Origin of the sequence: Anabaena sp. 4-3 (assembly GCF_001597745.1) — a bacterium.
Classification (GTDB): Bacteria; Cyanobacteriota; Cyanobacteriia; order Cyanobacteriales; family Nostocaceae; genus Trichormus.
In genome coordinates, this window is the sequence record NZ_LUHJ01000019.1 from 1 (window position 1) to 24274 (window position 24274).

Genomic DNA, 24274 nt, shown 5'->3' on the forward strand with positions numbered 1-24274 from the left:
TTATTCAATATAGCTAACCACACCTGGATTGTCAACTCTTTCCCAGCAAATTTTTTTGCCTCTTTTTTTCTGCCCTTTCACAATCCTTATAAAACAAGCTTTCCAGCCTACAGTATTCCGATAAGTTCCTGCCTTTAATCTATATTGTTGTGATCTGTCCCAAATTATGTGGTGCTGTGCAGCAAATATGGTTTATACAACAGGATTAAGATTTTTCTTGATTGCCTAGCATTTGTAAAATTTTGTCTGCATTATCCAAATCCCCAACAAGACGGCGAATTGGCTGCGGCCAAACTTTTACTAGGGTAGGAGTGGCAGACACCTGATCGATTTCTGCTTGTTCGGGATTAGTTAAAACATCAATCACTTTCATTGTGTAAGGGTATCCTAGCGATCGCTCTAACAGTTCATGCAGATTCTTTAGGATACGTTCTGTGTTCGTACTATGTCCGGCTACAAATAAATGCAGCACATAGCATTGAGTTTTTGCCTGTACTTTTTGTACTGTTCTGGCTGGTAAATTATATCTGGGTGCTGCGTCAGAAATGTCTAGATTGATAACTAAGTCGTGGTCTTCCCATAATTGGGGAAATGAGGAACGATAAGTGGACAGTACCATGCGATCGCAAACCCCTTCTTGCCACGGAGCTAATTGCCACACCAAGTAACCTGTATCAAAGATAGCATTGAGTATAGCCTGATATTTCATGACTGCTGGATAAGCTTCTGCAAATGTCCTCACTTGTTGGGTACGAGGATCAAACCAGTGGTCGATGGTTGCTGTGTAACACGGAACCAGAAAATGCGGCGGTTCTGGTAAATCTAGAATTTCCTGCAAAGCAGTACATAAATGAGAATGCCAGCGACCTTGCTTGTTAGGATCGATGCAGTAAATTAAATCTCCTCCCGGTGTAAATAGAGCAATGCCTTTAAATAACTGCGGTTGAGATAGTTTGTCTGTAGTCAAGTTAAGTTCGTGGTTAAATAACTCACCGATAAAAAGTAAAAGGTAAAAAATTGCTTTTTTTACCTTTTACTTTTTATTGTACTTTCGTGATTAAACTCTGCCTCGGAGAAATTGAGCCATTTCGTTAGGAGTTGGCGACATTTCTAAAGCTGTTTCTTCGGTGATGCGACCTTCTTGATAGAGATTGTACAACGACTGATTCATGGTAATCATGCCGTCAAAGCTAGCTTGCTTCATTAATTCACTAATCTCATCATACTTGCCGTCTTTGATCCATTCCTTGATTGCCTCTGTGTTGATCAGGATATCGTGGAAAGCTGCCCGCTTACCATCAGTCGTGCGACACAAACCTTGGGCAATCACTGCCACTAAAGACTCAGCCAGTGCTACCCGCATTGCATCTTGTTCTTCACCTGAGTACAAATTGAGAATCCGTTCAATAGTTTTTACTGCACTATTGGTGTGTAGGGTTCCCATGACTAAGTGACCAGTCTGAGCCGCTTTCAGGGCTGTGTTGACTGTTTCTTTGTCCCGCATTTCACCTACCAAAATCAAATCAGGATCTTCCCGTAAGGCAGCTTTTAAGGCGTTGTCAAATTTCCGGGTGTGCATTCCTACCTCCCGTTGCTTAACGAGAGATTTACGGCTTTGATGCACAAATTCAACGGGATCTTCAATGGTGATGATGTGCTTCGCCATCTCTCGGTTGATGTAATCAATCATCGCCGCCATTGTCGTTGATTTACCAGAACCCGTAGGCCCCGTTACTAAAATTAGTCCTTTATGATAATGGCAAATATCCCGAAACACTGGCGGAAGTCGCAACTGATCAATAGACAGGATTTTTAAGGGAATCAACCGCAGCACCATTGCATAGCCTTTGAGTGAGTCAAAGACATTAATCCGTACACGGGCAAAGTCGTACTGGGTAGCTCCATCAAATTCCAAATGTTCTTGAAATCTTTGAATTTCTGCCTCAGTCATAATCTCCCGCAACCAACTCATAAAAGTCGGTTTGTCAGTTTCTGGATAATCCGTTGGGTTAATTTCTCCTCGGTTACGAAAGCGGGGTACTTCACCTACTCCTAAGTGAATATCAGAATAGCCATTATCAAATGCTTCTTTGATAATTTGCTCTAAAGTGAGTCCTGAACTCACACTTGGAGAAGGCATTGGTGGCGGAGTACCAGGACGATGAGCAGCCATTGGTGCAGAACTTGCGGGTGGTGTTATGGGTTGTCCAGCACTTCTATTGGCTGATGACATATCCAATGTTTGCGTATATTGGCGTTGGTTGATTAATGTTGGAGGTGGTGGCGGTACTGGTGGAATATTGCGAGCAACAACAGGGTTGGAGGTGGAAGGATGTTGTGATTCCGTCATATATCTTTAAAAATTAGTATTTGATCAGTTGACATGGGCAATAACGTTGGCTCAGAAGTTCTGATGGCTGTAGATGGCGGAGTCTGCTGTATTTGCTCACTCAAAACCTCTCTGTAACAGTTAGATACAATTCCTTGACACTACTTGTATATTTTTTAACTTTTAAGCATAAGGTAAAATTTTTACACTTCTATAAACTTGTTTACTATAAGACTTCAAATAAAAGCATCAGTAAATATAACGTTAAGTAAATGTTTTATTTAATGCTGTAAGCTGGCAAGAGCTAGGCTCTCATATCGTAAATGAGAAAATTTTGCCAATGGTGACGATCAGCTCTTAGCAAATAACAGCCAAATTATCTCTAAATAGTTTGTTGAGCTTGCCTTGGAGAATTATGAGAAACATCGACCTTTTGTATAAGAAATGTGAAGTAAACTGTAACTAGAAAGTTGGCAATGAACTTTTCGTGGAGATACTTTTTGGATTCTATTCCTAAAGTTAGATATCGCTAGCTAGATTAATGTGGAAATGTGAAGTTGAATTTACATTCATAATTACAAAAAATTAATTGTAAAGTTTAATAAATAAAGACTCATTTTCGGAAATTATTTTTATATACTGAAACTTCATTGAACTATTCAGTTATTTGCTAACAGCGAAATATTACTGAATAAAAGTTTTCTATGTACTTTGGGAGGAATAGTCATGGTTGCGGCTCAAAGCTCTAATCTCGGAAAGACCTACTCCTTGTTAATGATTAAAAGTTTTTTGATATGGACTTTTACATTGGCAGTATGCTTGTTGGTTGTCGGATTTCCATTAGTTGTTTTGATGGCTACAGTCGGATGTCTGTTGTCGATTGTGTTGCAATCTGTAATGCCTGTTAGTGCGGTTTTACTGGTTGCTGGTGGTTTGATTATGTTAAATGTTATGGCGGTGTTGATTGCTGCCGGTGTGCTGACTGTTAAAGGTGTACATCCAAAAGAAGTTCAATGGTTAAGTTGGTTGCATGGAGCAGAAGCAGAGCAGATGCAGACTACAGTTTATGCGGCTTGCCCTCTCACTTGCGAGATTAAATCATAGGCATCCTTAAAAATTCGACAAACAAAGCATCTGCCCGGTTAAGCCGGGTTTTTTCGTGTTTGGGGCTAGGGACTAGAGTAAGTATTAATGACTATTGACTAATAACTAATAACTAATAACTAATAACTAATGACTAATGACTAATGACTAATGACTAATCAAAAACGAGTTAGCATCATTTTAGGAACACGTCCAGAAGCAATTAAACTAGCTCCGGTAATTCAGGTCTTTCAAAAATCCCTAGACTTTGATTTGCAAGTGATTTTAACTGGGCAGCATCGTGAGATGGTTGAACAAGTGATGCAGTTGTTCAACTTAAAGGCAGATTATGACTTAGAGATTATGCAGCCTCAGCAGTCTCTGAGTGATATAACTTGCCGCAGCTTGCGAGGGTTAGAAGAATTATTCCTCAAGAACAAGCCTGATTTAGTGATTGTACAAGGAGATACGACGACGGCTTTTGCGGCAAGTTTAGCAGCGTTTTATCAGAAAATCCCTGTTGGTCATGTAGAAGCAGGTTTAAGAACTGATGATTTATTTAATCCCTACCCAGAGGAAGCTAATCGCCGGTTGATTTCCCAAATCACTCAGTTGCACTTTGCACCGACTACTTTAGCTGTGGAAAATTTGCAGCATTCTGGGGTTTTAGGTGAGATTCATTTGACGGGAAATACTGTGATTGATGCGTTGTTAAATGTGGCGGCTACAAAACCAGCTTGTAATGTACCTGCTTTAGATTGGGATTCTTACCGTATTTTATTAGCGACGGTGCATCGACGGGAGAATTGGGGAGAACCTCTGCAAGCGATCGCAGATGGTTTTTTACAAATCTTAAACAAGTTTCCTGATACGGCTTTACTGTTACCTCTACACCGTAACCCCACGGTGCGAGAACCACTACAAGCATTATTGGGTGATCATCCACGAGTGTTTTTAACGGAACCGCTAGATTATGCTGAATTGGTGGCTGCAATTGGGCGATCGCATTTTCTGTTGACTGACTCTGGTGGTTTGCAAGAAGAAGCACCCAGTCTAGGAAAACCTGTGTTAGTGTTGCGGGAAACTACTGAAAGACCGGAAGCTGTGACGGCTGGTACTGCGAAACTTGTGGGTACTGCTAGTCAGAGTATTTTCGATGCTGCTAGTGAGTTACTAAGTAACCCAATGGCTTATGACACAATGGCTAATGCAATTAATCCTTTTGGTGATGGTCGTGCAGCAGAGCGTATTTTGCAAATTGTGCGTAATTATTTTGGGATGAGTTTGTGAACGCGGAGGAGCGCGGAGGGAAACGCAGAGGAACGCGGAGGTTGAGGAAGTCAAAAGGAGTGGTTGGGTTGTGGTCGCTCCTTTTGACTTTTTAGTGAGGTAGGAGGTGTTAGGTTCTGAATAAGGCACTGCGGGTTTCTGGGCCGACTATACCATCTACGCGCAGGTCGTTATTGGCTTGAAATTCTCTGACTCTTCTAGCTGTGATCGGGCCGTAGTATCCGGTGGGTTCAATGCCTAAGATTTTCTGGACTTCTGATACTGCTTGACCTCTAGAGCCTATACTCAGGCTGACGCGCCCCCCTGTGGCTGTGGGTTTCGATGAAGTTCTAAATAAGGCTGTGCGTGTTGCTGGGCCGACTATGCCATCTACACGCAAGTTATTGTTGGCTTGAAATTCTCTGACTCGTCTAGCTGTTACAGGCCCGTAGTATCCTGTAGGTTGAATACCTAAAATCTTTTGGACTTCGGTAACTGCTGCGCCTCTAGCACCAAGACTGAGATTTACACGACCACCAACTCCACGGGTATTATGTCTGTTGGGACGATTAGGATTACGGGTGCTAGATTGATTACGAATCCATCTGGCTGCTACGTATCTGTTGTTTGATAGTTTCGCAAAACCATTGGTGGTTCCCATTGTTGTAATTTGCGTACCATTCGGTAAACAATCTACAACTTTGGAATTGATGTTGGGTTCTACTCGCACATTGAGACAAGTGCCGTTAGTTCTGACATAAGCTGATAAGGCGGCTTGAGATTGAGCAATGGCTGTAAAAAATGCCATGAAGCCAGCTAAACACAACCAGGCAGAAGATTTTACGAGTTTTGTCCAATTCCAATCAATTTTGGGCAATTCATAATCAATGTATTCAGCCTGACCATTCGCCTCTTCGTTGGCAATAACCATTGAGGAATAAGCAATATATTCCATTGGTAAACACCTTTATGAGTAAAGACTAAAAGTTTAGGGAAATATGTAATTTTGACTACTAAACATCATAAAGCTTTTTACTGTGGTATGTTTTAAAAACAGGAAATTTATCAAGAAAAATACATAAATCCTACTCACAAGCCTACTCAATCTAGGGTTGTAATGTATAAAAAGTATCAGTCCGAATCTGGCTACCATTACGCCAAATCTCTACTTTTTCAGGAGTGACTAAGTAAGAAAAACTACCATTATCTGCTTGATATTTATCGTTACCAATGTTCCAGGCGGGTATTTTAACAAGTTGGCTGGGGTCTTGTTTCAACAGGCCAATATAAAATAACTGTCCATTTTCTTGGCAGACTTTGACAATTATATTGGTTGTCTCGCCTTTGAGGAGTGTCACGCCAGTACATTCGGTAGCTGTCGCAGGTTTCACTGTGACAGGAATGGGTATTAAGGCTGGTTGATGAGGTTTATTTACTGGAGAACCGCTAGCAGGGGGAGAAGTTTGTGGTGCAGGGTTTTTACTGGCGATCGCAGATGGCAAAATATTACGAGGATCAGCAGCAACTCTACCATTGGGGTAATATTCAAAATGCAAATGGGGGGCTGTACTATTACCTGTAGACCCCATTTCCGCAATTATTTGTCCTTGTTTAACCTGTTGACTTTTGCTAACTAATAAACGGCGATTATGACCATATACTGTAATACTGCCGTTAGGATGTTTTATCTCGATAGCGTTGCCTAATCCCCAATTATCCCATCCGGCTTTAACTACAGTACCACCAGCCGCAGCAAAAATGGGAGTTCCAGACGCTCCAGCAATATCAATTCCCTCGTGTCGATACTTATTAAAGCCTTGGGAAATATATCCTTGAGTCGGCCAAATTAACTCAGCACTAGGAACGGGTATTGACTGACTTGAGGAATTACTCGCAACTTGCGTTAAGGCGGTGGTGTTGGTGATCAGTACAGCACTAAAAGATATTAAACCAATCAAGCTATAAGTAAAGAATTGACATAGAGTATTTTTTCTCACAAAGTTTAAATCCTTTAAATATAGGGTCAATGCTTTGTATATGTTTGATATTTCAACATATCGCTGCAAATATCAGGATAAATCTTAGTTAAATTTGTCACCTCACAAGCTGCTATACATTACATAGACGCAGATTCGCCAGGGAAAGTGTCAGACTGGGAAAATCTAGGCAACAATAGCTAAAAATCATGCTGTCAAATACCTAATATCATGCGTTAGAACAGTTATCATATCTGTTGGGCTAGGGAACTCTTAACAGGGAACAGGGAAGAGGAAAAGAGAAAAAATCCGCATCGAAAACTTATCATAAGTAATTAGCCGGACATGATATAGTCCCCTTTTCGTGTCGGGAAGGTTGTACAAAAATACGGTTTGAGTTCAGCACAAATTTAAAACCCCAGTTTCTTCAAGAAACCGGGGTTTTGTATAGTCAAAATATTTTTAAGTGCAGCACATTCAAGCCCTATTTATTGGTTGGTGACGGCTAACTCTGGCTGTTGTGCTTGCTGTTCCTCTGGTTCTGGTAAACCATACATTGACCTGTAGAGTTTATCGTACTCTTTGGCTGATTTGTACCAACTGAAGTCTTGACTCATGCCACGTTTTTGTAACTCTAACCATTGCGGTTTGAAACGGAAGCCTTCCCAAGCTCGAATCATACAGGTAAACAAATCTAATGGTTCGTAGCGGTCAAAGCAATAGCCTGTACCAGCTTCTTTTATGGGGTCGTAGTGTGATACGGTGTCAACTAAGCCTCCAGTACGCCGGACTATGGGTACACAACCGTAGCGTAAAGCCATCATTTGACTGATTCCACAGGGTTCAAAGCGGCTAGGCATGAGGAAGGCATCAGAACCAGCGTAGATGCGGCGTGACAAGGCATCGTTATACAGTAGGTAAGTTGCCATGCGTCCGGGATAGCGTGATGCTAGTTGCCACATCTGAGTTTCATAATAGCGATCGCCTGTTCCCAGTAGCATGAACTGAGCATCTGTATAAGCCATGAAGCGGTCTAAAATTTGGATGACTAAATCTAAACCTTTTTGTTCGACTAACCGCGTCACCATCCCTATTAAAAAGGCATTGCTGTTAACTTCTAAACCTACTTCTTCTTGCAATGCAATTTTATTGGCTTTACGTTTCTCTAAAGTATCAATGCTGAAGGCTTGAGTCAGATATTTATCTGTAGATGGTTCGTAAACTTCCGTATCTATACCGTTGACAATTCCCGATAGCTTACCACCGATGAATGACATTAAACCTTCTAGAGTTTCACCGTAAGCTGCTGTCTTGATTTGCTCGGCATAGGTAGGCGAAACTGTATTTACCCTGTCGGCAAATTGGACGGCGGCGGCCATGGTGTTATGTCCTTGCATATACCAAGGACACCATGTAATTTTTTCTAGATACCAACGCCAAGGGCCTTGATATGCCAAGTTGTGAATTGTGAAGACTGTGGTGATATCTGGAGACTGGTGCATCCACACAGGTATCATTCCTGTATGCCAATCGTGACAGTGAATAATTTCTGGTTTCCAGTAATTCCAGCAAAATTCGGCTGCACCATTGGCAAAAAAGGTAAACCGCCAGTCTTCGTCATCACCACCATAGATGCGACGGGGATCGAAAGCTGGATGTCCAAATAAGTACAAGGGAACATCTGTACCAGGCAGAATCGTTTCGTAAACTGCAAAATCTTGAAACATGGCGTATCCCCACCAAACCGGCTCTTGGGGAATATCAATTTTGTCTGGGAGAAAGCCGTAGTAAGGCATGAATATACGGACATCATGCCCCATTTTTTTCAAGATTTTTGGTAATGCTCCGACAACATCACCCATTCCGCCAACTTTTGCGATGGGTGCTGCTTCTGCTGCTACAAATAGAATCCGCATGGTAATTTTTATTTCCCCTGCTTTGTTTGAATGTTCAATTTAACCAGATGATTTTGATGAACGCGATCGCTCGCGTCTAGCACAGCTTTTATTTTTTATCTAATCACATCTGGTTGTCTGATTTTTAAGCACCACGCTGAATCTCTGCAAAAATGGCATTTAAAATCTCTTGCGCGCCTTGTTCCCGCAAGCGTTTAGCTAATTCTATACCTAGTGTTTCGGCATCACTAGCTGCGCCTGTGATGGTGTCTTTCACTAGCTGTTGTCCGTCGATGCTGGCAACTACACCTGTTAGGGTTAAATTTTCCCCATCTATTTCTGTATTTACGCCGATGGGTACTTGACAACCACCTTCTAGGCTACGTAAGAAAGAGCGTTCTGCTAAACAGCGATCGCGGGTTTCGGGATGTTCAATAGCAGCTTTGAGTAACGAGATTAACTCAGTATCATCACCACGGCATTCTATACCCAATGCACCTTGACCGACGGCGTGGAGTGACACTTCTTTGGGTAAAATTTGATGAATGCGATCGCCCATACCCAAACGCTGTAATCCTGCGGCTGCTAAAATCAAAGCGTCATACTCACCAGCATCAAGTTTCGCTAGGCGTGTATTCAAGTTCCCACGCACATCTTTAAATGTCAAATGGGGGAATTTGTTCCGTAGTTGCGCCAAGCGTCGCAAGGAAGATGTCCCTACTACCGCACCTGCTGGTAAGGTGTCAATTTGCTTATCTTTGAACTTTTCATGGACTACCAGCGCATCGGCGGGGTTTTCCCGTTCTGTAATCGCTGCTAGTGCTAAACCTTCTGGTAAATTAGTCGGTAAATCCTTGAGGGAATGCACAGCGAAGTCAATATCATGATTGAGCATTCCCACTTCCAATTCTTTGGTAAATAGTCCTTTATCGCCGATTTTGGCTAATGCTACATCCAGGATTTTGTCGCCTTGGGTAGACATCGTATGGACTTCAAACACCATATCAGGATACTTGTTTTGCAATTGCTCTTGTACCCAGTACGTTTGAACTAGAGCAAGTTGACTTTTACGGGAACCAATCCGAATTGTGCGTTTAGCACTGGAAACAACTGAAGTCATAAAACAATATGTCAAACCAGGCGATAATTTTACTCTCATCTAGACTACCGCAGTGGGTGACTTACCGGATGGCGATCGCCTGATTTTCGTGAAGTTTCTTTTAAGTTTTCTTTACATTGATTTACAATATTTGGAATGATGTAATATTAGTTATTAGTCATTAGTCATCAGTCATTAGTTATCAGCTATTCTCCTACATCCCCCTCATCCCCCTCATCCCCCTCGTTTTTTGACAGTTAACGGTCTGGTTGAAGATAAGATTGTAATTGTCTAGTACGTTGCTGTGTCATTTCTGTTAAACAACCAGCATAAATACTGGGTGCAATACTTCCGCCTTGATAAAGACTTCTTTCATAGTCACAATTATTGTCACGAAACTTAATCCAGGCTTGCTGTGCAGAAATTAATTTTCGTCGTCTAGAACCTGATAAGGTTGGTAAAAGCTGTTGATAAACTTGATTTAATTTTCTATCAGCATTTTGATAAGACAACTGTGTACATCTGTTGATTTCTGCTTGAGTTCTGGCATTATTACAATTGGGATTCCTAGCTAAAACTGTAGGTTTAGCTATTGTCGCCGTGGGAATCAGTAAACTACTGGCAGTTAGGAGGCTAGCACAAATTGGTAATAAAAGATTAAGTTGTTTCATTGGTTCTAATTATGCCAAGAAAATATATGATGATTTCAAGCTTTTAAAACAGCTTTTCGGATGATTCAAAAAAATTAACAACCCACATACGCCGAACTAGGAAATTTGAAACCTACCACAAGCAGGAAGTGATGATTGAACAAAGATGTTATAGATTAAACAGGAGGTTTAGCGATCGCAACTCATCGTTCATCTTTTATGAATCGTTCCGCTTGTCTTATTTTTAACCCGGTAGCCGGACAGGGTAATCCAGAGGTAGAATTATCGCAAATTCGGGCATTATTAGAACCGGAAATTCATCTTGAGATTTACTTAACTACAGAAGAAGTTGGTGCAGACAAGCTAGCACAGAAAGCTGTAAACCAAGGCGTAGATGCAATCATCGCGTCTGGGGGAGACGGTACATTATCGGCGGTGGCGGTGGCTGTTGCTGGTACTGATATACCTTTGGGAATTATTTCACGGGGAACAGCTAATGCTTTTGCCACGGCAATGGGAATTCCCCAAACTATTGATGCAGCTTGTCGGACAATTTTACAAGGGGTAACTCGCAATGTAGATATAGGCTATTGCAACGATTTACCAATGATATTGTTAACAGGCATTGGCTTTGAGGCGGAAACTGTAGATTTAGCAGACAGAGAAGCCAAACAACGTTTTGGGATGATGGCCTATGTGTTCGCAGGAATTCAGCAGTTAAGAGAGTTAGAAAGTTTTGATGTTGAGATTGAAACCCCAGACAAAATCGTGAAAACCACTGCTGCATCGGTGACAGTTGCCAACGCTGCGCCTCCGACTTCTGTGTTAGCGCAAGGCCCAGCCGGGATTATTTATAATGATGGATTATTAGATTTAACTATTGTAGCACCTGCCACGAAAACAGGAGCGATCGCCGCCACATTTCATCTATTTCAAACTGCTTCGGCTGGGAGTGCCGCACAACGAGATGATATTGGTTATATACGTGCTGAAAGATTTAAAATTACCACAGATCCACCGCAAAAAGTTGCGATTGACGGTGAGGTAGTTGGTACAACCCCGGTTGAAATCAAATGCGTACCAGGTGCTTTAAAGATTTTTGTCCCATCAGTACCGGAAGAAGAATTAACAGAGAAACTGGAAGGTTTACCGAATTTGCAAATTGAAGTGAAAGAATAAAAAAGCGGGGGTAAATTGCATTGAAACTGGTTCGTGATCCAGCAATAGCTAAAAAAATTGCTAAAATGCAGCAACGGGTACGTTGGCAAGATCCGTTAATTGTAGGGCGGAATATTGACCAAACTCGGCTAGTGCTGGATGATGGACAAGCTAGTGATACCGAATTTTCTTTTTTAGTAGTTGGTGATAGTGGTTCTGGTAGACATCACGGACACAACCCCCAACGACGAGTAGCTGAATTGATGTTGCAGCATCATCCAGAATGTCGCTTCATGCTGCATACAGGCGACGTAATTTATTTGGTGGGTTCAAGTGAATACTATCAACAGAACTTTATTCGACCTTATGCAGAGTTAATCGTTGGTGGCGAGTCTCCCAAACAAATTGCTTACGACAAGATGGTGTTTAAGTTGCCGATTTTTCCTGTACCCGGCAATCATGATTACTATGAATTACCGCTTGTGTTGAGTTTGCTGTCTGTGACAACTCTACCCATGCGGCGATTATTGCGATCGCGTTTAGATATAGATGTGGGTTGGCATGGTTCAGGAGTGGGTAATGCTTATGCCAAGGCTTTCCTCGACTATCTGCAAGGATATCTCTTACCGACACAGTTATCCCATCATCTAGACCAATATTACACTACTCAGACAGATACAGGCAAGTGTCTGACTTATCAACCAGGGTATTTTACTCGGCTACCGAATCGCTATTACACTTTTCGCTATGGTGGAATTGACTTTTTCGCCTTAGATTCAAATACTTTTAACGAGCCGCAGCCGTTACCACACACAAAACAGGGAGAGAGCGATCGCCAAATCTTAGACCAGCGTCGCCAAGAATTAGAGCGGGAGAAAATGCAAATCATTGAAGCTTCCGCGAAATTAAACCCTGACAACCCCAGCGAAGCCGAAGAATTAGACGATTTTCACTATAAATTATCTCAAATTGAGGAAATTATTCTTGATATCGACAAGCAACTAACGACAGACCAACCACCAGAGGTTGATATTGAACAATTAGACTGGCTCAAGCAGAGATTAATTGCCTCTTGGAAACACCCAGAAGTGCGGGGAAGAGTGATATATTTTCATCATCCGCCTTATGTCACCGAAGCAACAAAATGGCAACAAGCGCAGACTTTAGCAATTCGCAGCCGTTTGCGTGGTGTACTGGATGCAGTGGCGGCAGAAATTGGTGATATTAATCAAGGTCGTCCCCTAGTAGATTTAGTTTTAAATGGTCATGCACATTGTTTAGAATATCTGCAAACCTTCGACACCGGACACGCTGACGCAAATATGCACTGGTTAGTTTGTGGCGGTAGTGGCTATAGTTTGCGTCGCCAGCGCACAGAGGGGAGTGATTTAGTCGAGACGGTGGGGAATGAAGACAGATTAATTGCGCGATCGCATTTATTTGTCGGACGCAATGGACACGGTTCGCAGAAAAGACGACCTTATTCTTGTTTGCGGATAGATGTCAAAGGCGAACAGCAGCCTAAATTTATAGTCCGTCCTTTAGTCGCCGAATGGTATCAGCGTCAATGGCACAATTATCAGCTTCCACCTGTGATGATTTAGGGACATCCAGATAAAAAAATATCCAAAATCTAGGGTGCGTCAGTACAAGAAACCCTAACCATACCAAGAAAATATACATACTGACGCACCCTACCAACTAGCATTGACAGAACATATTATGTTTACTCCCTTCCCGGTGCAAGATTACCTATCTTCTTTTATTCTTCCTTCGTGTCCTTCGTTCCTTCGTGGTTCATTTGTAATTACATATTGTTTGGTAACAGCTAATGGCTACCATTACCCATTACCAAACCTCAAACATAGAGAAACCATCTCAACTTAAGAACCACTAGCTTTTCCCAAACGTTCAGGATTTTGCACACCCCTCAAACGATTCCAAAGCATATAACCAACCTCAGTTTTCGGCACATACCAATTATTAGAACCAACTTCCATCCCACCCGTCGCCGTAAATTCTCGGTGTTCCGAGTCATTCAAATCAAGATAAGTTGCGCCTTCTTCCAAACGACTACCCCGTGGTAAGAGAGTAATTTGCTTGAGTTCATCATCTGTATAACCCGGTAGTTGAGAATGCAGTTCTTTCACCTCATAAGCATTGAGTCCAGCTTTCTCCGGGTGTGTTCCTTCTAAACCATAGTTTCTACCCGCCATAGGTTGCGGATTTAAGTCCTTTTCCCACTCATCAGGCTTCCTATCTTCTGGTGTTCCTTGTTTTTGAGTTTGCGCCATTGCAAATTTCTCCTTCTGTTCTTAGTTCCAGTACACCGCACTGGTATCTCAACGCCGACTGCTAAAAGAAGGAGTTATCATCAATTCGATGGTTGTATTTGACCGCTATCGCCTATAAATTTAGAGACGTTATATGCAACGTCTCTACAATGTGGTCTAATTAACCGAAAACTGCTGTAACCCCGTTCAAATTTGTAACAACCCTTCAGGATTGACCGATAAAAGCGATCGCCTCTGCAAACCTTCCCGGTGTAAAATCTCATTGGCTGCTAATAAGCCACTACTCACAGCCCGTTCCATTAAACCACAGGGGAAGGGCATCTTCACCCAATCACCAGCAAACAATAAGTTAGCAATATCTGTACTGCTTTCTGGCCTGTCTGCATAACTATGGGGTGGATAACCAGAAAAATTATGTTGATTTACCAATTCCCGATGTAATATCTGCGCTTGCTTTAACTCCGGGACGATTTCATACAGTTCATTTTCAAAGGTAGTTAATAAAGCTTCTTGGGTGGGGAATTGTTTTTCTTTATAGCAATAAGCGTGTAACTCTACCACACTACCACCTGTGCGTTTTGACCAGTCTATAAATTGTTGTTGAATGCGATGATACAGGGTAATGCTATCAGTTAACTCGTAGCCAGATAACGATGTAAAATTACTTTGTGACCATTCAAAATCCCGGTCAAACCAGAAACGACATACCGCAAACGGATCAGCTATACTCAGTTTTTCAACTTGCGATCGCACTCCTTGATCAACATCGCCAGTCATCTGCTTAAATAGTTGTTTAACACCCGGTACATCAGTCGCAAATACATAATAATCTGCGGTAATTGTCTGCGGTTCAGGTGCGTCAGAGTTCACCGCTACCAGTTGCAATTCCTCATCCTTTTTATCTACGACTCGCAACTTTTGTAAATCCCGTTGCGCCGGGCCTTTTAATACTTTACCATCAGCAGAGAATACCGCCCCATGACAAGGACAATGAAACTTACCATCGGCGGCTTTTTTCACAGTACAACCTTGATGGGTACAAGTTAAAGAAATTGCTTCCTCACACCCAGAAGCTACAGCAAAAACTTCATCTGCTGCACCAAAATATGCTGTTTTATCATCAGCTATCACAGAGTTACGCTGTACCCAAAACGGGACATTACTGTGATTACTACCAACATAATATTTTATAGCATTAATCTTACCATTTTCTGTGAGAATATCGCTAACTGTCGCATCAGTGAAAATTGTTCCTTGATGCTGTTGAATCCATTGGGCGATAGGTTGGACTAAACTTGTCCCCATATCATCTTTAGTACCATTAAATGCTAACCCTTCGGGATTACCAAAAAAATAAAAATGGAAGAACTGCATCAGTTCCCCCACACTCATCATATCGGGTGCATTTAAACTCGACTTAGCAAATGGCAGAAAATATAAATCATATAAACCTTGGGGAAATTCACTTGCTACCCAATCAGCCACCGAGATATCATCAAAGCGACGATAATTTTTTTCTCTTTCAAAACCTGTGATAGCTTGGAATACTTGCAGGTGTTTAATTTTAGTTAAATTAATCCCCCATTGGAAACGATTAGGAGAAGCGATCGCTAAATCTATAATATTCCAAGGAAAGGCAGAATGACTAGGGCGAAATATCTCTGGTTTGTATTGTTCACCACGATAGAGAACAGCATAAAAATTTAATGATTGAAAATGCTGATTAATCTCCAATTCATTAACAATGCTGTTTAAATTATAGTATTGGGGAAAAAAGCCATGAAAACCATGTTCCATCCGAAAAGTTTCCCCAGCCGCTTCAATTTGCCAACTGGCAATTTTACCACCGAGTTGGGGAGACTTTTCTAACAGCGTCACCACAAAACCGCGCCGACTTAACTCATAAGCACAAGCTAAACCCGCCAAACCGCCACCAACTACCACCACACTTTTAGATTCAGTTAATGTTTGTGGTAAATTCAGATTATCTTGTTGAAATACTGCTGGTTGCGGCTTAGAAAACCGAGAGTAACCTGTCACTCCTGCAATTGCACCAACACCAAACACCTTTAACAGCGTGCGACGGGAGATAGTAGTAGATTCCGGCAAACTAAATGGTAGACTCATTGGTTACAAAACTAACTTTTGACAATGAATTACTGGATGGAAATGATGGCGACAAATCAGCATTTTTCTGGCGGATTTTCCCCATTACCCTGTGATACCAAACGGATTTATTTTGGCAGAATTGTAAAAATTGTCAAGCCCTTTTGGTAATTTTCGCTACCTATGTTATAATATAAAATTTAGTAATTCCTAGTAATTGTAGTAATTGTAGGGTGTGTTAGCCGAAAGTACAGCACCCTAGCTATCTGTGTAGAAAAAACAAATTAATCACACTAACTATTTACTAATATGCGTATTCCAATAGTTATGACTTTGGTGGTGGGGATATTGCTGACTGGGGAAAATCAACCCATACTGGCGAACTCTCCAGTAAACACTGTAGACATTGCGGGATACGCCAAATATGGTAATTATGTAGAATCTTCCCAAGATATTGAATTTTCCCTGAAAATTGTGCAGAATATCCAAATCAGGTTTATTAATGAAAGAGGGTTATCTGTTGATAATTTTGGACAACCCATTTCAGGACGCACAAACCCAGATTTTATTCTTAGTTTACTCAAGCTAAAACCAGGGGAAGCCTTCAACAATGAAGCCTTAGAAGCAGATGTGAGAAAACTGCAAAATTTAGAGTCGTTTGATTTTGTCAGAGCATATCCCCAAGAGAATGACTCTGGTGTTGATATTGTTTATGATATTAAAGAGCGTCGCTTTCCCACTTGGAATTATGGCGGTGGTACTAACAGCGATATCGGGTTATACGGTCAAGTCCGCTATCGCGATGCTAATATTAGTGGAGTAAATGACCAAACCATAACCACCGTTCAAGTTAGCGGTAAAGGCGTACAATTTGCGACGCAGTATATTAGTCCCTATCGTCGAGATGAACCAGACCGCTTTGGGTATAGTATCACAGCCTTTCGCGATCGCAGTTTATCCCCAGTCTTCAACGATGATATCAGACTAGCTAACAATGATCGTATCCGCGAAGGTAGATTTGGCGGTTCTGTTGCCTTGTTACGTTCCTTTAATGATTGGGATGCGTCCTTAGGACTCAACTACAGCAGAATTAGCTTGCGTAACAAAAACTATCAAGTAGTGGAAGTAGATGAATTAGGTAATCCGCTTTCTGTCAGTGGTCAGGGTATTGACGATTTATTTACCCTATCTTTGAGTGTACAGCAAGACAGACGCGATCGCCGTAATAATTCCACCCAAGGCTCAATACTCACCCTCAGCACAGCCCAAGCTATCCCCATAGGTTTAGGGAGTATAGCTAGTAATCGACTCCAAGGAAACTATGTGCAGTATATACCAGTCCAGTGGATCGGCAATCATCAAAGCAACGAAAATTCTGAAATGCTAGCTGTAAACTTGCAATTAGGTACAATTATAGGAGATTTTCCCCCAGCCGACGCATTTAACCTAGGCGGTTTCAATTCAGTGCGGGGATACGGTTATGGAGAAGTCGCCAGTAGTCGCAGTTATGGCTTGGCTTCCGTAGAATATCGTTTTCCTATACAGGATTATATAGGCGGAGTAGTCTTTACTGACTTCGCCTCAGACTTTGGTTCTAGTAAAACCGTCATTGGTGAACCCGGAGTAGTGCGAAATAAACCCGGAAGCGGTTTTGGTTATGGTTTAGGAGTGAGACTAAATTCACCCTTTGGTATATTACGAGGTGACATAGGAGTTAGTGACCAAGGAGAAGTAAGATTAGAATTCACCACAGGTGAAAAATTCTAAATAGATACGTAGCGTAACGCATCAAAACCTCAACAATCATACTCTACTTTCATCTAACTTTTAAATTTATTTCTCTCTCAATATATGAAATATTGGCGTGAAACTCTAGCAGTCACTCGACGCATTTTAACTGAACTACTTCGACGCAGACGCAGCTTGATTTTTTGGAGTATATTCCCCATTTCCGTCTTAATTCTTAGTGGATTTATTTTAGCAGAAAGAGCAGAATTACCAATAGCTGATGCCTTTGCGTATAGCGCACCCTCAACTTTAGTCGGTGCAGCATTATTTTTTAGTTGTTTAGGTGGAACAGTCTCTACAATAGTAGCTGAAAGAGAACAACAAACCCTCAAACGCTTGTTTCTTTCTCCCTTAAGTGGAACATCATATTTTTTCGGAATTTTTCTAGCGCATAGTTTTATTGGTATCGGACAAACCATATTAATCTACACAATAGCAGCTTTTTGGGGTGCGACATTCCGGGGTGCTATTCTATTAGGAATCATCATCATTTTGTTGAGCATTGCAGCTTACGTTGGTTTAGGCTTTATTTTCGGTACACAATTAGCGCGTCGCATAGAAGATGTGAATGCTTTAGTAGCTGCTTTCGGAGTTCCATTATTAATTTTAGGCGGTGCATTTTTACCAGCCAGTTTATTTCCTAAATCTCTGGTGAATATTGCTCAATACAACCCCATTTATCACATGAATGAAGCTCTTGTAGCCGTTTCATCCCAAGGGGAAGATATCAATAAAATTATGCCACACTTTGTTTTTTTATTGGTGTTTGCTCTAGTCATGGTTGTAGCTGGTTGGTTATCTTACAAGCGAATGCTAATTGTAGAAAGAAGATTATAAAACTGAAATTTTAAATACTTTAAAAATATGCTTACCATCACTAACTTAAACAAATCTTATAAGACTAAAAAAGTTCTGCAAAATTTAACCCTAAAAATTCATCCTGGCGAAATTTACGGTTTACTCGGTGCGAATGGTTCAGGAAAGACGACAACTATTAATATAATTTGCAATTTACTTCAGGCTGATAGTGGTGATGTGAAAATAAATCATCAACCTGTCTCCCACGCGACTAAAAAATTAATTGGTATTGCACCACAAGAGAATTTACTCTATAAAACCTTAACTTGTGCAGAAAATTTACAATTCTTCGCTGATATTTACGGTTTAGACAAAGCCACCAGTCAAAAACAAGTTAAAGAAACACTGAGGGCTGTAAACTTATTAGATAGAGCAAAAAGTCCCGTTGAAACCTTAAGCGGTGGGATGCAAAGGCGGTTAAATATTGCAGTTGCTTTAGTACATCAACCCCAGTTAGTAATTTTAGACGAACCAACAACAGGTTTAGACATTGAAGCCAGATATGAAATATGGGAATTAATTAGACAACTGAAAACTCAGGGAATTACAGTTTTACTCACCACCCATTTATTAGATGAAGCCGAACGTTTGTGTGATAGGATTGGGATATTAAAAAATGGGCGCATCTTGGCAGAAGGGAGTTTAGCTGAATTACGCTATTTAATTCCAGCCCAAGAAATTGTCATGCTGCAAACGCCAGAAGAAGAAGCTGCGATCGCTCGCGCTCAATCCTATAATTTAACCTATAGGCGTTATGCTCATCAACTAGCTTTGTGGCTACCAGAAACTCTGGAATTATCCGAAATCATAGCCAGATTTGATGGTATCTCAATAGATGGTATTGCTCGTCAACCTGTAAGTTTAGAGCATATTTATCTGGAAGTCACGCAAAAAGATTAACGATATCCGAAAAATTATCTTCATCCGGTGTGGTTAATTGTATTCTCAACTAACCTGATTATATATGCAAATTGACAAGCGATCGCCTCTAGCGGGGCTTCACCCATCGCACAACCTTTGGATAACTATCTTAATGTTACTTAGCATTAGTGGCGTGGCTTTTTGGAGTCATCAATTATTCTTGAAAAACTACGCTCAAAATCAACTAGCCCAAGCCAAGAAAAATTGGACAACACAAGCTGTTAACCATTACCGATTAAAAATTAATTATACTGCTCCTGATAATTGTCAGCAAGAACTAGAAATTAAGAACGAAAAAGTAATTGCTATCTCACAAAATACCTGTACAAATACACCTCCATTAACTGTTACTAAATTATTCCAAGAAATTGCTACTTTAACAGATAGTCAACAATGTGGCCCAAATGGATGTGCTTGTGATGGTACTATGAGTGTCCATGCTACCTACGATAATAAATTTGGCTACCCCAGTCAATTAGAAATCTCATTAGCACCTGAAAAACGCTGGTTATATCTCAATCCCTTGCACTCAGGAAAGAATTGTACTTTAATTGGCTTTGTCGGCAAAAAAATCAGTGTCAGTGCCTTTACTCCCATACAATAACAAATTCAGTTCGTAGTAAGGACTTTAGTCCTGATAAACCTGATTTTCCGCGATAAATCACTCCCTAATCACAAGAATAGCCTTATTCATCAACCTAATTTCTTCCCACCTGCAATTACTACCCTAAAACATAGGTGACATAAACAGCATCGACGTGTAAAGTAGTTCAGAACTATTTAACATATTGCTAATTTAAAGCATCCATCTATGGATAGAAAAACCAAACGTTTATTACTGCTTGTAGCTTCCTGTAGTCTAGCAGGTGTAATTTTAGGAGGAACTGCCAGTTGGGCAGAAAGCAATCAATGCTTGCAAGCCGACAAGGTTACAAGCGATTGCTTAATTCAAGAACCCATACAAAAAACTATCCAAGGAATGAGTACAGGGTTGTTAGCCGGAGCAGGAGCAGCTTTTGGTGTAGCATGGAATGTACGCCACGAAGACTAGAATCGATAGTTGCGATCGCGTACCCACAAACTCACAGGGACAGCATTACCCTGTGGGTCTACCTTCACTTTGACAGTTATCGGTCTTAACCGTCGATTTCTACTGTTTTCAGCCGAACTGCGGATATCTTCATTGATTTGCTGCCGTTGTTCATCAGGAACACTTAATGTTTCTACACCATAGTTCACCACACCATCCTGATAAATCCCTCTTAAGGCGACTTGATTATCTGAGAGGGATGTAGGTAGAGTGCTACTTACCCGCACAGGTCGCCAAGCCCTAGGAACACCACGCCCAAAAGATTGTTGTTCTCGCAAAATCACATATACATTAGTTCCTGAGAGTAATTGTCCATTCCTCCCCCGATTTCTTCTCCTTAACTCATTCCAACCCGGAAGTCTACGCAAATTTGAAATCCGAGAAATATCATAGTCCAGAGAGAGAGTAGAACCTTGCAATACATCTTGGGGGTTAGAGGATATAGTTTGTAAAACTACCTCTCTGCCCAGCAAATTAGTATAAGCTGCTTGAGTAGGAACAGCCAAAATTATCCCCGTTTGCAAAGCCAGAGGAACTAAAACCCGCCACAACGGTAAGGGCTGATTAAATTTTTGCTCACTAGCTATCAGATAATCCCGAAAAGTCAACTTATTCGAGAATTCCGCTTCAGGAGACAATGTTTTATTCTTGTTTGATTCAGAAGATCCACTATTCATAGGCGTAGTCCTGAAAATAATCGTTTTCTGGAGAAACTAAAACAGGACTTACGCAACGAGATTTTCCCTTTCAAATGTCGGACATGAATACAAAAATTCACAATCACCAGCCGGAGATATCTTTGATGTTGCCTGATTTTCCTATTTCCTAGCTGATGAACTAGATGAACCAGTCAGACGACGTTCAAACCACAATCCAGCACTAATCAGAATCGCACCGCACATGACGAACACCATTGACCTAAATAGCAAATCAGTGTCATATTCCAACATCTTACTAATGACCAGTAGAGTTAACAATAGCATACCGCCCCAAAAAGAGCGTCTATCACTCAGCTTTAACCCCTCCTGAACGAATCCCCAAGACAGTAAAGCAAACAGCACACTAAACATAAAACTGCCCAAGTCAACAATGCGAGTAACCGCTTGATGCCAGAACGGTACTACTACTATAAAGCCGAGAAAGGTAGCAATTAGCCCAGTATTAAACACAACTTCCCGACGGGGAGGGTTATTTCTTTGACGTAACAAAAACAACCATTGGAATACTGCTAATCCACTGAGAATCCCCAAATCGATGATAGGTACAGACATAAACGCGGCGTTATTCCTGGGTAGAAAGGAACTAGCTGCAAAACCCTGCCATTGCCAACGAAAAGACAGGGCATAAAACACCAAGCCAAAGGCAATTAATGCTAAATTACGGGCTAGGGGTTGAAACAGTCTGTAATTGATGCTGGGAAACAGCAGATCATCATAACTCCAGAATAATGCAGGTGGCAGAGCTAAAGCAAAAGAGGCCACCCAAGGAGCGACATTAGAGAAAGTTTGCAGTGGTAGAGGATTGAGGTTAAGTTGTAGAGAAGTAGCGAACAAAAAAGCCGCTAAAAAGAAAATCCAGCGTGAGCGACAGAAATAGGCTAAAGGCACAAACAACAGCCATGAAATTAAAGGCATGTGTCGGACTGCTAGTTTTGCCCAATTCCAGTCAGCAGAGGAGTTAGATAAATCTCCTAGTCCGAACAAATAGCCAATCTGTACTAAGATAATCGCCAGTATCCCCAGTGAGTTGAGGGATAGACTGTAAGCCATGAACGAAACCCCAAACCCCCAGGCGAGAAATAATTCAGTGCTTGAACCACTGATATTAAAAATCTGTGCAGTCAGTATGATGTTAGCACCCAGGATTAAAGCTGCTAAAAATAATAGTGCTTCTCCCAGCAATCTTTTGCTGCGTCGTGGTTGTTTACCTTCTCGATTACTGAGGTTTGCGTCTCTCCAAGTGTAAAAACCTATAATGCTAACAGAGAAAAATAAACTCATCATCATGATGAATTTAACTTCTCGTGACCAGGCAAACCAGTTAGCAGAGGCGAAGGTGATAGCACCCAATATTAGCAGCATACCGCCAATGGCGATCGCAATCATGGTAAAGCGATCGCGTGCCGCCGCCTCTAAACTATGAAATTGATGGCGGTCGGCAATTTGTTGGTACTGAGAAGAACTAATTATGCCTTCATCGCGCCATATTTGTGCTTCTCGGCGCAATTTGCGTTGAAAATTCTCAAAAATCATGACTTGCTCCGGTGCATTTGGGCAGGTTGGCAATCATCTCGGATTTACGCAAAAATATTTTTAGCCCTTGCAATCAGAATGTAGTCAGAGTGCTGAATCAATAAATTAAATTCAGAACTCAGCACTGAATATACCCCTCTAGACCAAAACTTTGATGTTGCTTGATCAGACAAAAGTTTTGTCATCATCAAAATGGTGGTCATTATATTCTAAAGTATGAAGCCAAGAGGCTTCTAGTCATTGTTCTCCTGTAACAGTTTTACTAATGGAAAAACCATCAAACTTATTATTGAAACTTGCACGGCGTTTGTTTGAAAACCTTGATAATCAAGAAAAATTTATTCAGGCATTAATTTCTCCCCAGCCCTTTCATCCCTGTATACTTTGGTGTCAAGAAAAGCCAGAAACACCACCTTTTTCCGTAGAATCTCCTTTAAATTGGCAACCAAGATATGTAGACCGTCTACAATTAGGAGAAAAACCCGGTCAACATCCCTTGCATCATCAAGGATATTTTTATTGTTTAGACTTTTCCTCTGTATTTGCGGCCTCTGTTTTATTAGCAATTCCCCAACCAATCAAATTAGTTTTTGATATGTGTGCCGCCCCAGGTGGTAAAAGCATCTTTAGTTGGCAAGCCTTGCAACCGGAATTACTTATCTGCAATGAAGTGATTGGTAAGCGTTTAGGAATGCTAATTTCTAACTTAAAGCGTTGCCATATTAGCCCCTGTACCGTAGTCAATAGAGACTCTAGTATCTTTGCAGAAAACATCTCACTTTCTTGTAATTTAGTCTTGGTTGATGCTCCATGTACAGGACAATCCCTACTAGCAAAAGGTGAAAAAGCACCCGGATGTTTTCATCCAACAGCTATCAATAAAAGTGCCAACCGCCAAAAAAGAATTATAGCGAATTCCGCACAACTCGTTGCCCCCCAAGGCTACCTCGCTTATATGACTTGCACCTACTCCCCTGAAGAAAATGAACAAGTCTGCGAATGGTTTTTATCACGCTTTCCTCAATTTCATCCAGTAAAAATTAATCACTTACAAGATTATCAATCACATTTAACAGACATTCCTTGTTACCGACTCTTTCCTCAACATAGATTAGGTGCTGGTGCATTTACAATGCTGTTCCAAAATACTGAAGATAGTCAAGGTAAACAGTTAGATAATGAAGTTTTAAATAATTTAGGTATTATCCAAACAATATAAACCGATATAGTTGACATCAGCCCAAAATCCTCATATAGAGACGCGATTAATCGCATCTAGATGACAATTTATCTACATCAATACCAATCAGGTTTACAGCAATTTTCAGGTAAATGAACCACAAAAGAAAGTTTCAAAACCTTGTAGAGACGTTGCATGTAACGTCTCTACACTATGGTATGGTTAGCTGAAAACTGCTAATCTTGCATTATCCCAACAAAAAACCCCCTTGATATATCAAAGGGGGTTTTTTGGTTTGAGTAATAAACCTGGCGCCGAGCAATTGT

Annotated in this window: 22 protein-coding genes; 11 read left to right on the top strand and 11 right to left on the bottom strand. The window is 41.1% G+C overall.

What is annotated here, in order from left to right; translation table 11 throughout:
* Nucleotides 1-205: 205 nt before the first annotated feature.
* Together A3775_RS05175 and A3775_RS05180 are read right to left on the bottom strand one after the other, a co-directional pair.
* Nucleotides 206-967: a circadian clock KaiB family protein gene (locus A3775_RS05175; protein ID WP_066424123.1), complete on the bottom strand. Its 762-nt coding sequence runs from the start codon at nt 965-967 to the stop codon at nt 206-208.
* Nucleotides 968-1057: 90 nt separating this feature from the next.
* Nucleotides 1058-2350, bottom strand: coding sequence for a type IV pilus twitching motility protein PilT (locus tag A3775_RS05180; protein WP_066376062.1), 1293 nt, complete (start codon nt 2348-2350; stop codon nt 1058-1060).
* A 705-nt stretch (nt 2351-3055) separates the two neighbouring features.
* On the opposite strand from A3775_RS05180, the gene A3775_RS05185 reads away from it, so the two are divergent.
* On the top strand, nt 3056-3433 hold the full coding sequence (locus tag A3775_RS05185; protein WP_066376063.1) for a hypothetical protein: 378 nt from the start codon (nt 3056-3058) through the stop codon (nt 3431-3433).
* A gap of 150 nt (nt 3434-3583) precedes the next feature.
* A complete protein-coding gene (gene wecB, locus A3775_RS05190) occupies nt 3584-4702 on the top strand; it encodes a non-hydrolyzing UDP-N-acetylglucosamine 2-epimerase (RefSeq protein WP_066424126.1) in 1119 nt (372 codons plus the stop codon).
* A gap of 109 nt (nt 4703-4811) precedes the next feature.
* Here the strand turns inward: wecB and A3775_RS05195 are convergent, their stop codons facing one another.
* From A3775_RS05195 to A3775_RS05215, 5 genes are all read right to left on the bottom strand, one after another.
* Nucleotides 4812-5636, bottom strand: a complete 825-nt coding sequence (locus A3775_RS05195; RefSeq protein WP_197480092.1) for a peptidoglycan-binding protein — start codon at nt 5634-5636, stop codon at nt 4812-4814.
* Between the two features lie 151 nt (nt 5637-5787).
* Nucleotides 5788-6678, bottom strand: coding sequence for a M23 family metallopeptidase (locus A3775_RS05200; protein ID WP_082803682.1), 891 nt, complete (start codon nt 6676-6678; stop codon nt 5788-5790).
* A 467-nt stretch (nt 6679-7145) separates the two neighbouring features.
* Complete coding sequence (gene glgA / locus A3775_RS05205) at nt 7146-8573, bottom strand: glycogen synthase GlgA (protein ID WP_066424130.1); 1428 nt, start codon at nt 8571-8573, stop codon at nt 7146-7148.
* 124 nt (nt 8574-8697) lie between these two features.
* The gene (gene hemC / locus A3775_RS05210; RefSeq protein ID WP_066376072.1) at nt 8698-9672 is read right to left on the bottom strand and encodes a hydroxymethylbilane synthase; all 975 of its coding nucleotides are present in this window, start codon (nt 9670-9672) and stop codon (nt 8698-8700) included.
* 236 nt (nt 9673-9908) lie between these two features.
* The gene (locus A3775_RS05215) at nt 9909-10322 is read right to left on the bottom strand and encodes a lysozyme inhibitor LprI family protein (RefSeq protein WP_066376077.1); all 414 of its coding nucleotides are present in this window, start codon (nt 10320-10322) and stop codon (nt 9909-9911) included.
* A gap of 198 nt (nt 10323-10520) precedes the next feature.
* Between A3775_RS05215 and A3775_RS05220 the strand changes: the two genes are divergently transcribed.
* Together A3775_RS05220 and A3775_RS05225 are read left to right on the top strand one after the other, a co-directional pair.
* Nucleotides 10521-11480 (top strand): YegS/Rv2252/BmrU family lipid kinase, encoded by a 960-nt coding sequence (locus tag A3775_RS05220; RefSeq protein ID WP_066376079.1) that lies wholly within the window; start codon nt 10521-10523, stop codon nt 11478-11480.
* A gap of 20 nt (nt 11481-11500) precedes the next feature.
* Nucleotides 11501-13063 (top strand): metallophosphoesterase, encoded by a 1563-nt coding sequence (locus A3775_RS05225; protein ID WP_066424132.1) that lies wholly within the window; start codon nt 11501-11503, stop codon nt 13061-13063.
* Nucleotides 13064-13342: 279 nt separating this feature from the next.
* Here A3775_RS05225 and A3775_RS05230 read toward each other — a convergent pair whose 3' ends face one another.
* Together A3775_RS05230 and A3775_RS05235 are read right to left on the bottom strand one after the other, a co-directional pair.
* Nucleotides 13343-13753 (bottom strand): hypothetical protein, encoded by a 411-nt coding sequence (locus A3775_RS05230; protein ID WP_066376081.1) that lies wholly within the window; start codon nt 13751-13753, stop codon nt 13343-13345.
* Nucleotides 13754-13939: 186 nt separating this feature from the next.
* A complete protein-coding gene (locus A3775_RS05235) occupies nt 13940-15880 on the bottom strand; it encodes an FAD-dependent oxidoreductase (RefSeq protein WP_066424134.1) in 1941 nt (646 codons plus the stop codon).
* Nucleotides 15881-15904: 24 nt separating this feature from the next.
* On the opposite strand from A3775_RS05235, the gene A3775_RS25205 reads away from it, so the two are divergent.
* From A3775_RS25205 to A3775_RS05260, 6 genes are all read left to right on the top strand, one after another.
* Nucleotides 15905-16030 carry a hypothetical protein gene (locus tag A3775_RS25205; RefSeq protein WP_255363853.1) on the top strand — a complete coding sequence of 42 codons (126 nt, stop codon included), beginning with the start codon at nt 15905-15907 and terminating at the stop codon, nt 16028-16030.
* 138 nt (nt 16031-16168) lie between these two features.
* Complete coding sequence (locus A3775_RS05240) at nt 16169-17626, top strand: BamA/TamA family outer membrane protein (RefSeq protein ID WP_066424135.1); 1458 nt, start codon at nt 16169-16171, stop codon at nt 17624-17626.
* Between the two features lie 84 nt (nt 17627-17710).
* Entirely contained in the window at nt 17711-18484 is a 774-nt protein-coding gene (locus tag A3775_RS05245; protein WP_066424136.1) for an ABC transporter permease, read from the top strand.
* A 27-nt stretch (nt 18485-18511) separates the two neighbouring features.
* Complete coding sequence (locus A3775_RS05250; protein ID WP_066376090.1) at nt 18512-19405, top strand: ABC transporter ATP-binding protein; 894 nt, start codon at nt 18512-18514, stop codon at nt 19403-19405.
* A gap of 64 nt (nt 19406-19469) precedes the next feature.
* Complete coding sequence (locus tag A3775_RS05255; RefSeq protein ID WP_066424138.1) at nt 19470-20030, top strand: DUF6174 domain-containing protein; 561 nt, start codon at nt 19470-19472, stop codon at nt 20028-20030.
* 207 nt (nt 20031-20237) lie between these two features.
* The gene (locus tag A3775_RS05260) at nt 20238-20477 is read left to right on the top strand and encodes a hypothetical protein (protein WP_066376098.1); all 240 of its coding nucleotides are present in this window, start codon (nt 20238-20240) and stop codon (nt 20475-20477) included.
* On the opposite strand, the gene A3775_RS05265 is transcribed toward A3775_RS05260, so the two are convergent.
* Together A3775_RS05265 and A3775_RS05270 are read right to left on the bottom strand one after the other, a co-directional pair.
* Nucleotides 20474-21193 carry a GDYXXLXY domain-containing protein gene (locus A3775_RS05265; protein ID WP_066376100.1) on the bottom strand — a complete coding sequence of 240 codons (720 nt, stop codon included), beginning with the start codon at nt 21191-21193 and terminating at the stop codon, nt 20474-20476. The two genes, A3775_RS05260 and A3775_RS05265, sit on opposite strands and share 4 nt — an antisense overlap.
* A gap of 141 nt (nt 21194-21334) precedes the next feature.
* Complete coding sequence (locus A3775_RS05270) at nt 21335-22768, bottom strand: DUF2157 domain-containing protein (RefSeq protein ID WP_197480093.1); 1434 nt, start codon at nt 22766-22768, stop codon at nt 21335-21337.
* Nucleotides 22769-23033: 265 nt separating this feature from the next.
* Between A3775_RS05270 and A3775_RS05275 the strand changes: the two genes are divergently transcribed.
* Nucleotides 23034-23987: an RsmB/NOP family class I SAM-dependent RNA methyltransferase gene (locus A3775_RS05275; RefSeq protein ID WP_066376102.1), complete on the top strand. Its 954-nt coding sequence runs from the start codon at nt 23034-23036 to the stop codon at nt 23985-23987.
* Nucleotides 23988-24274 lie beyond the last annotated feature (287 nt).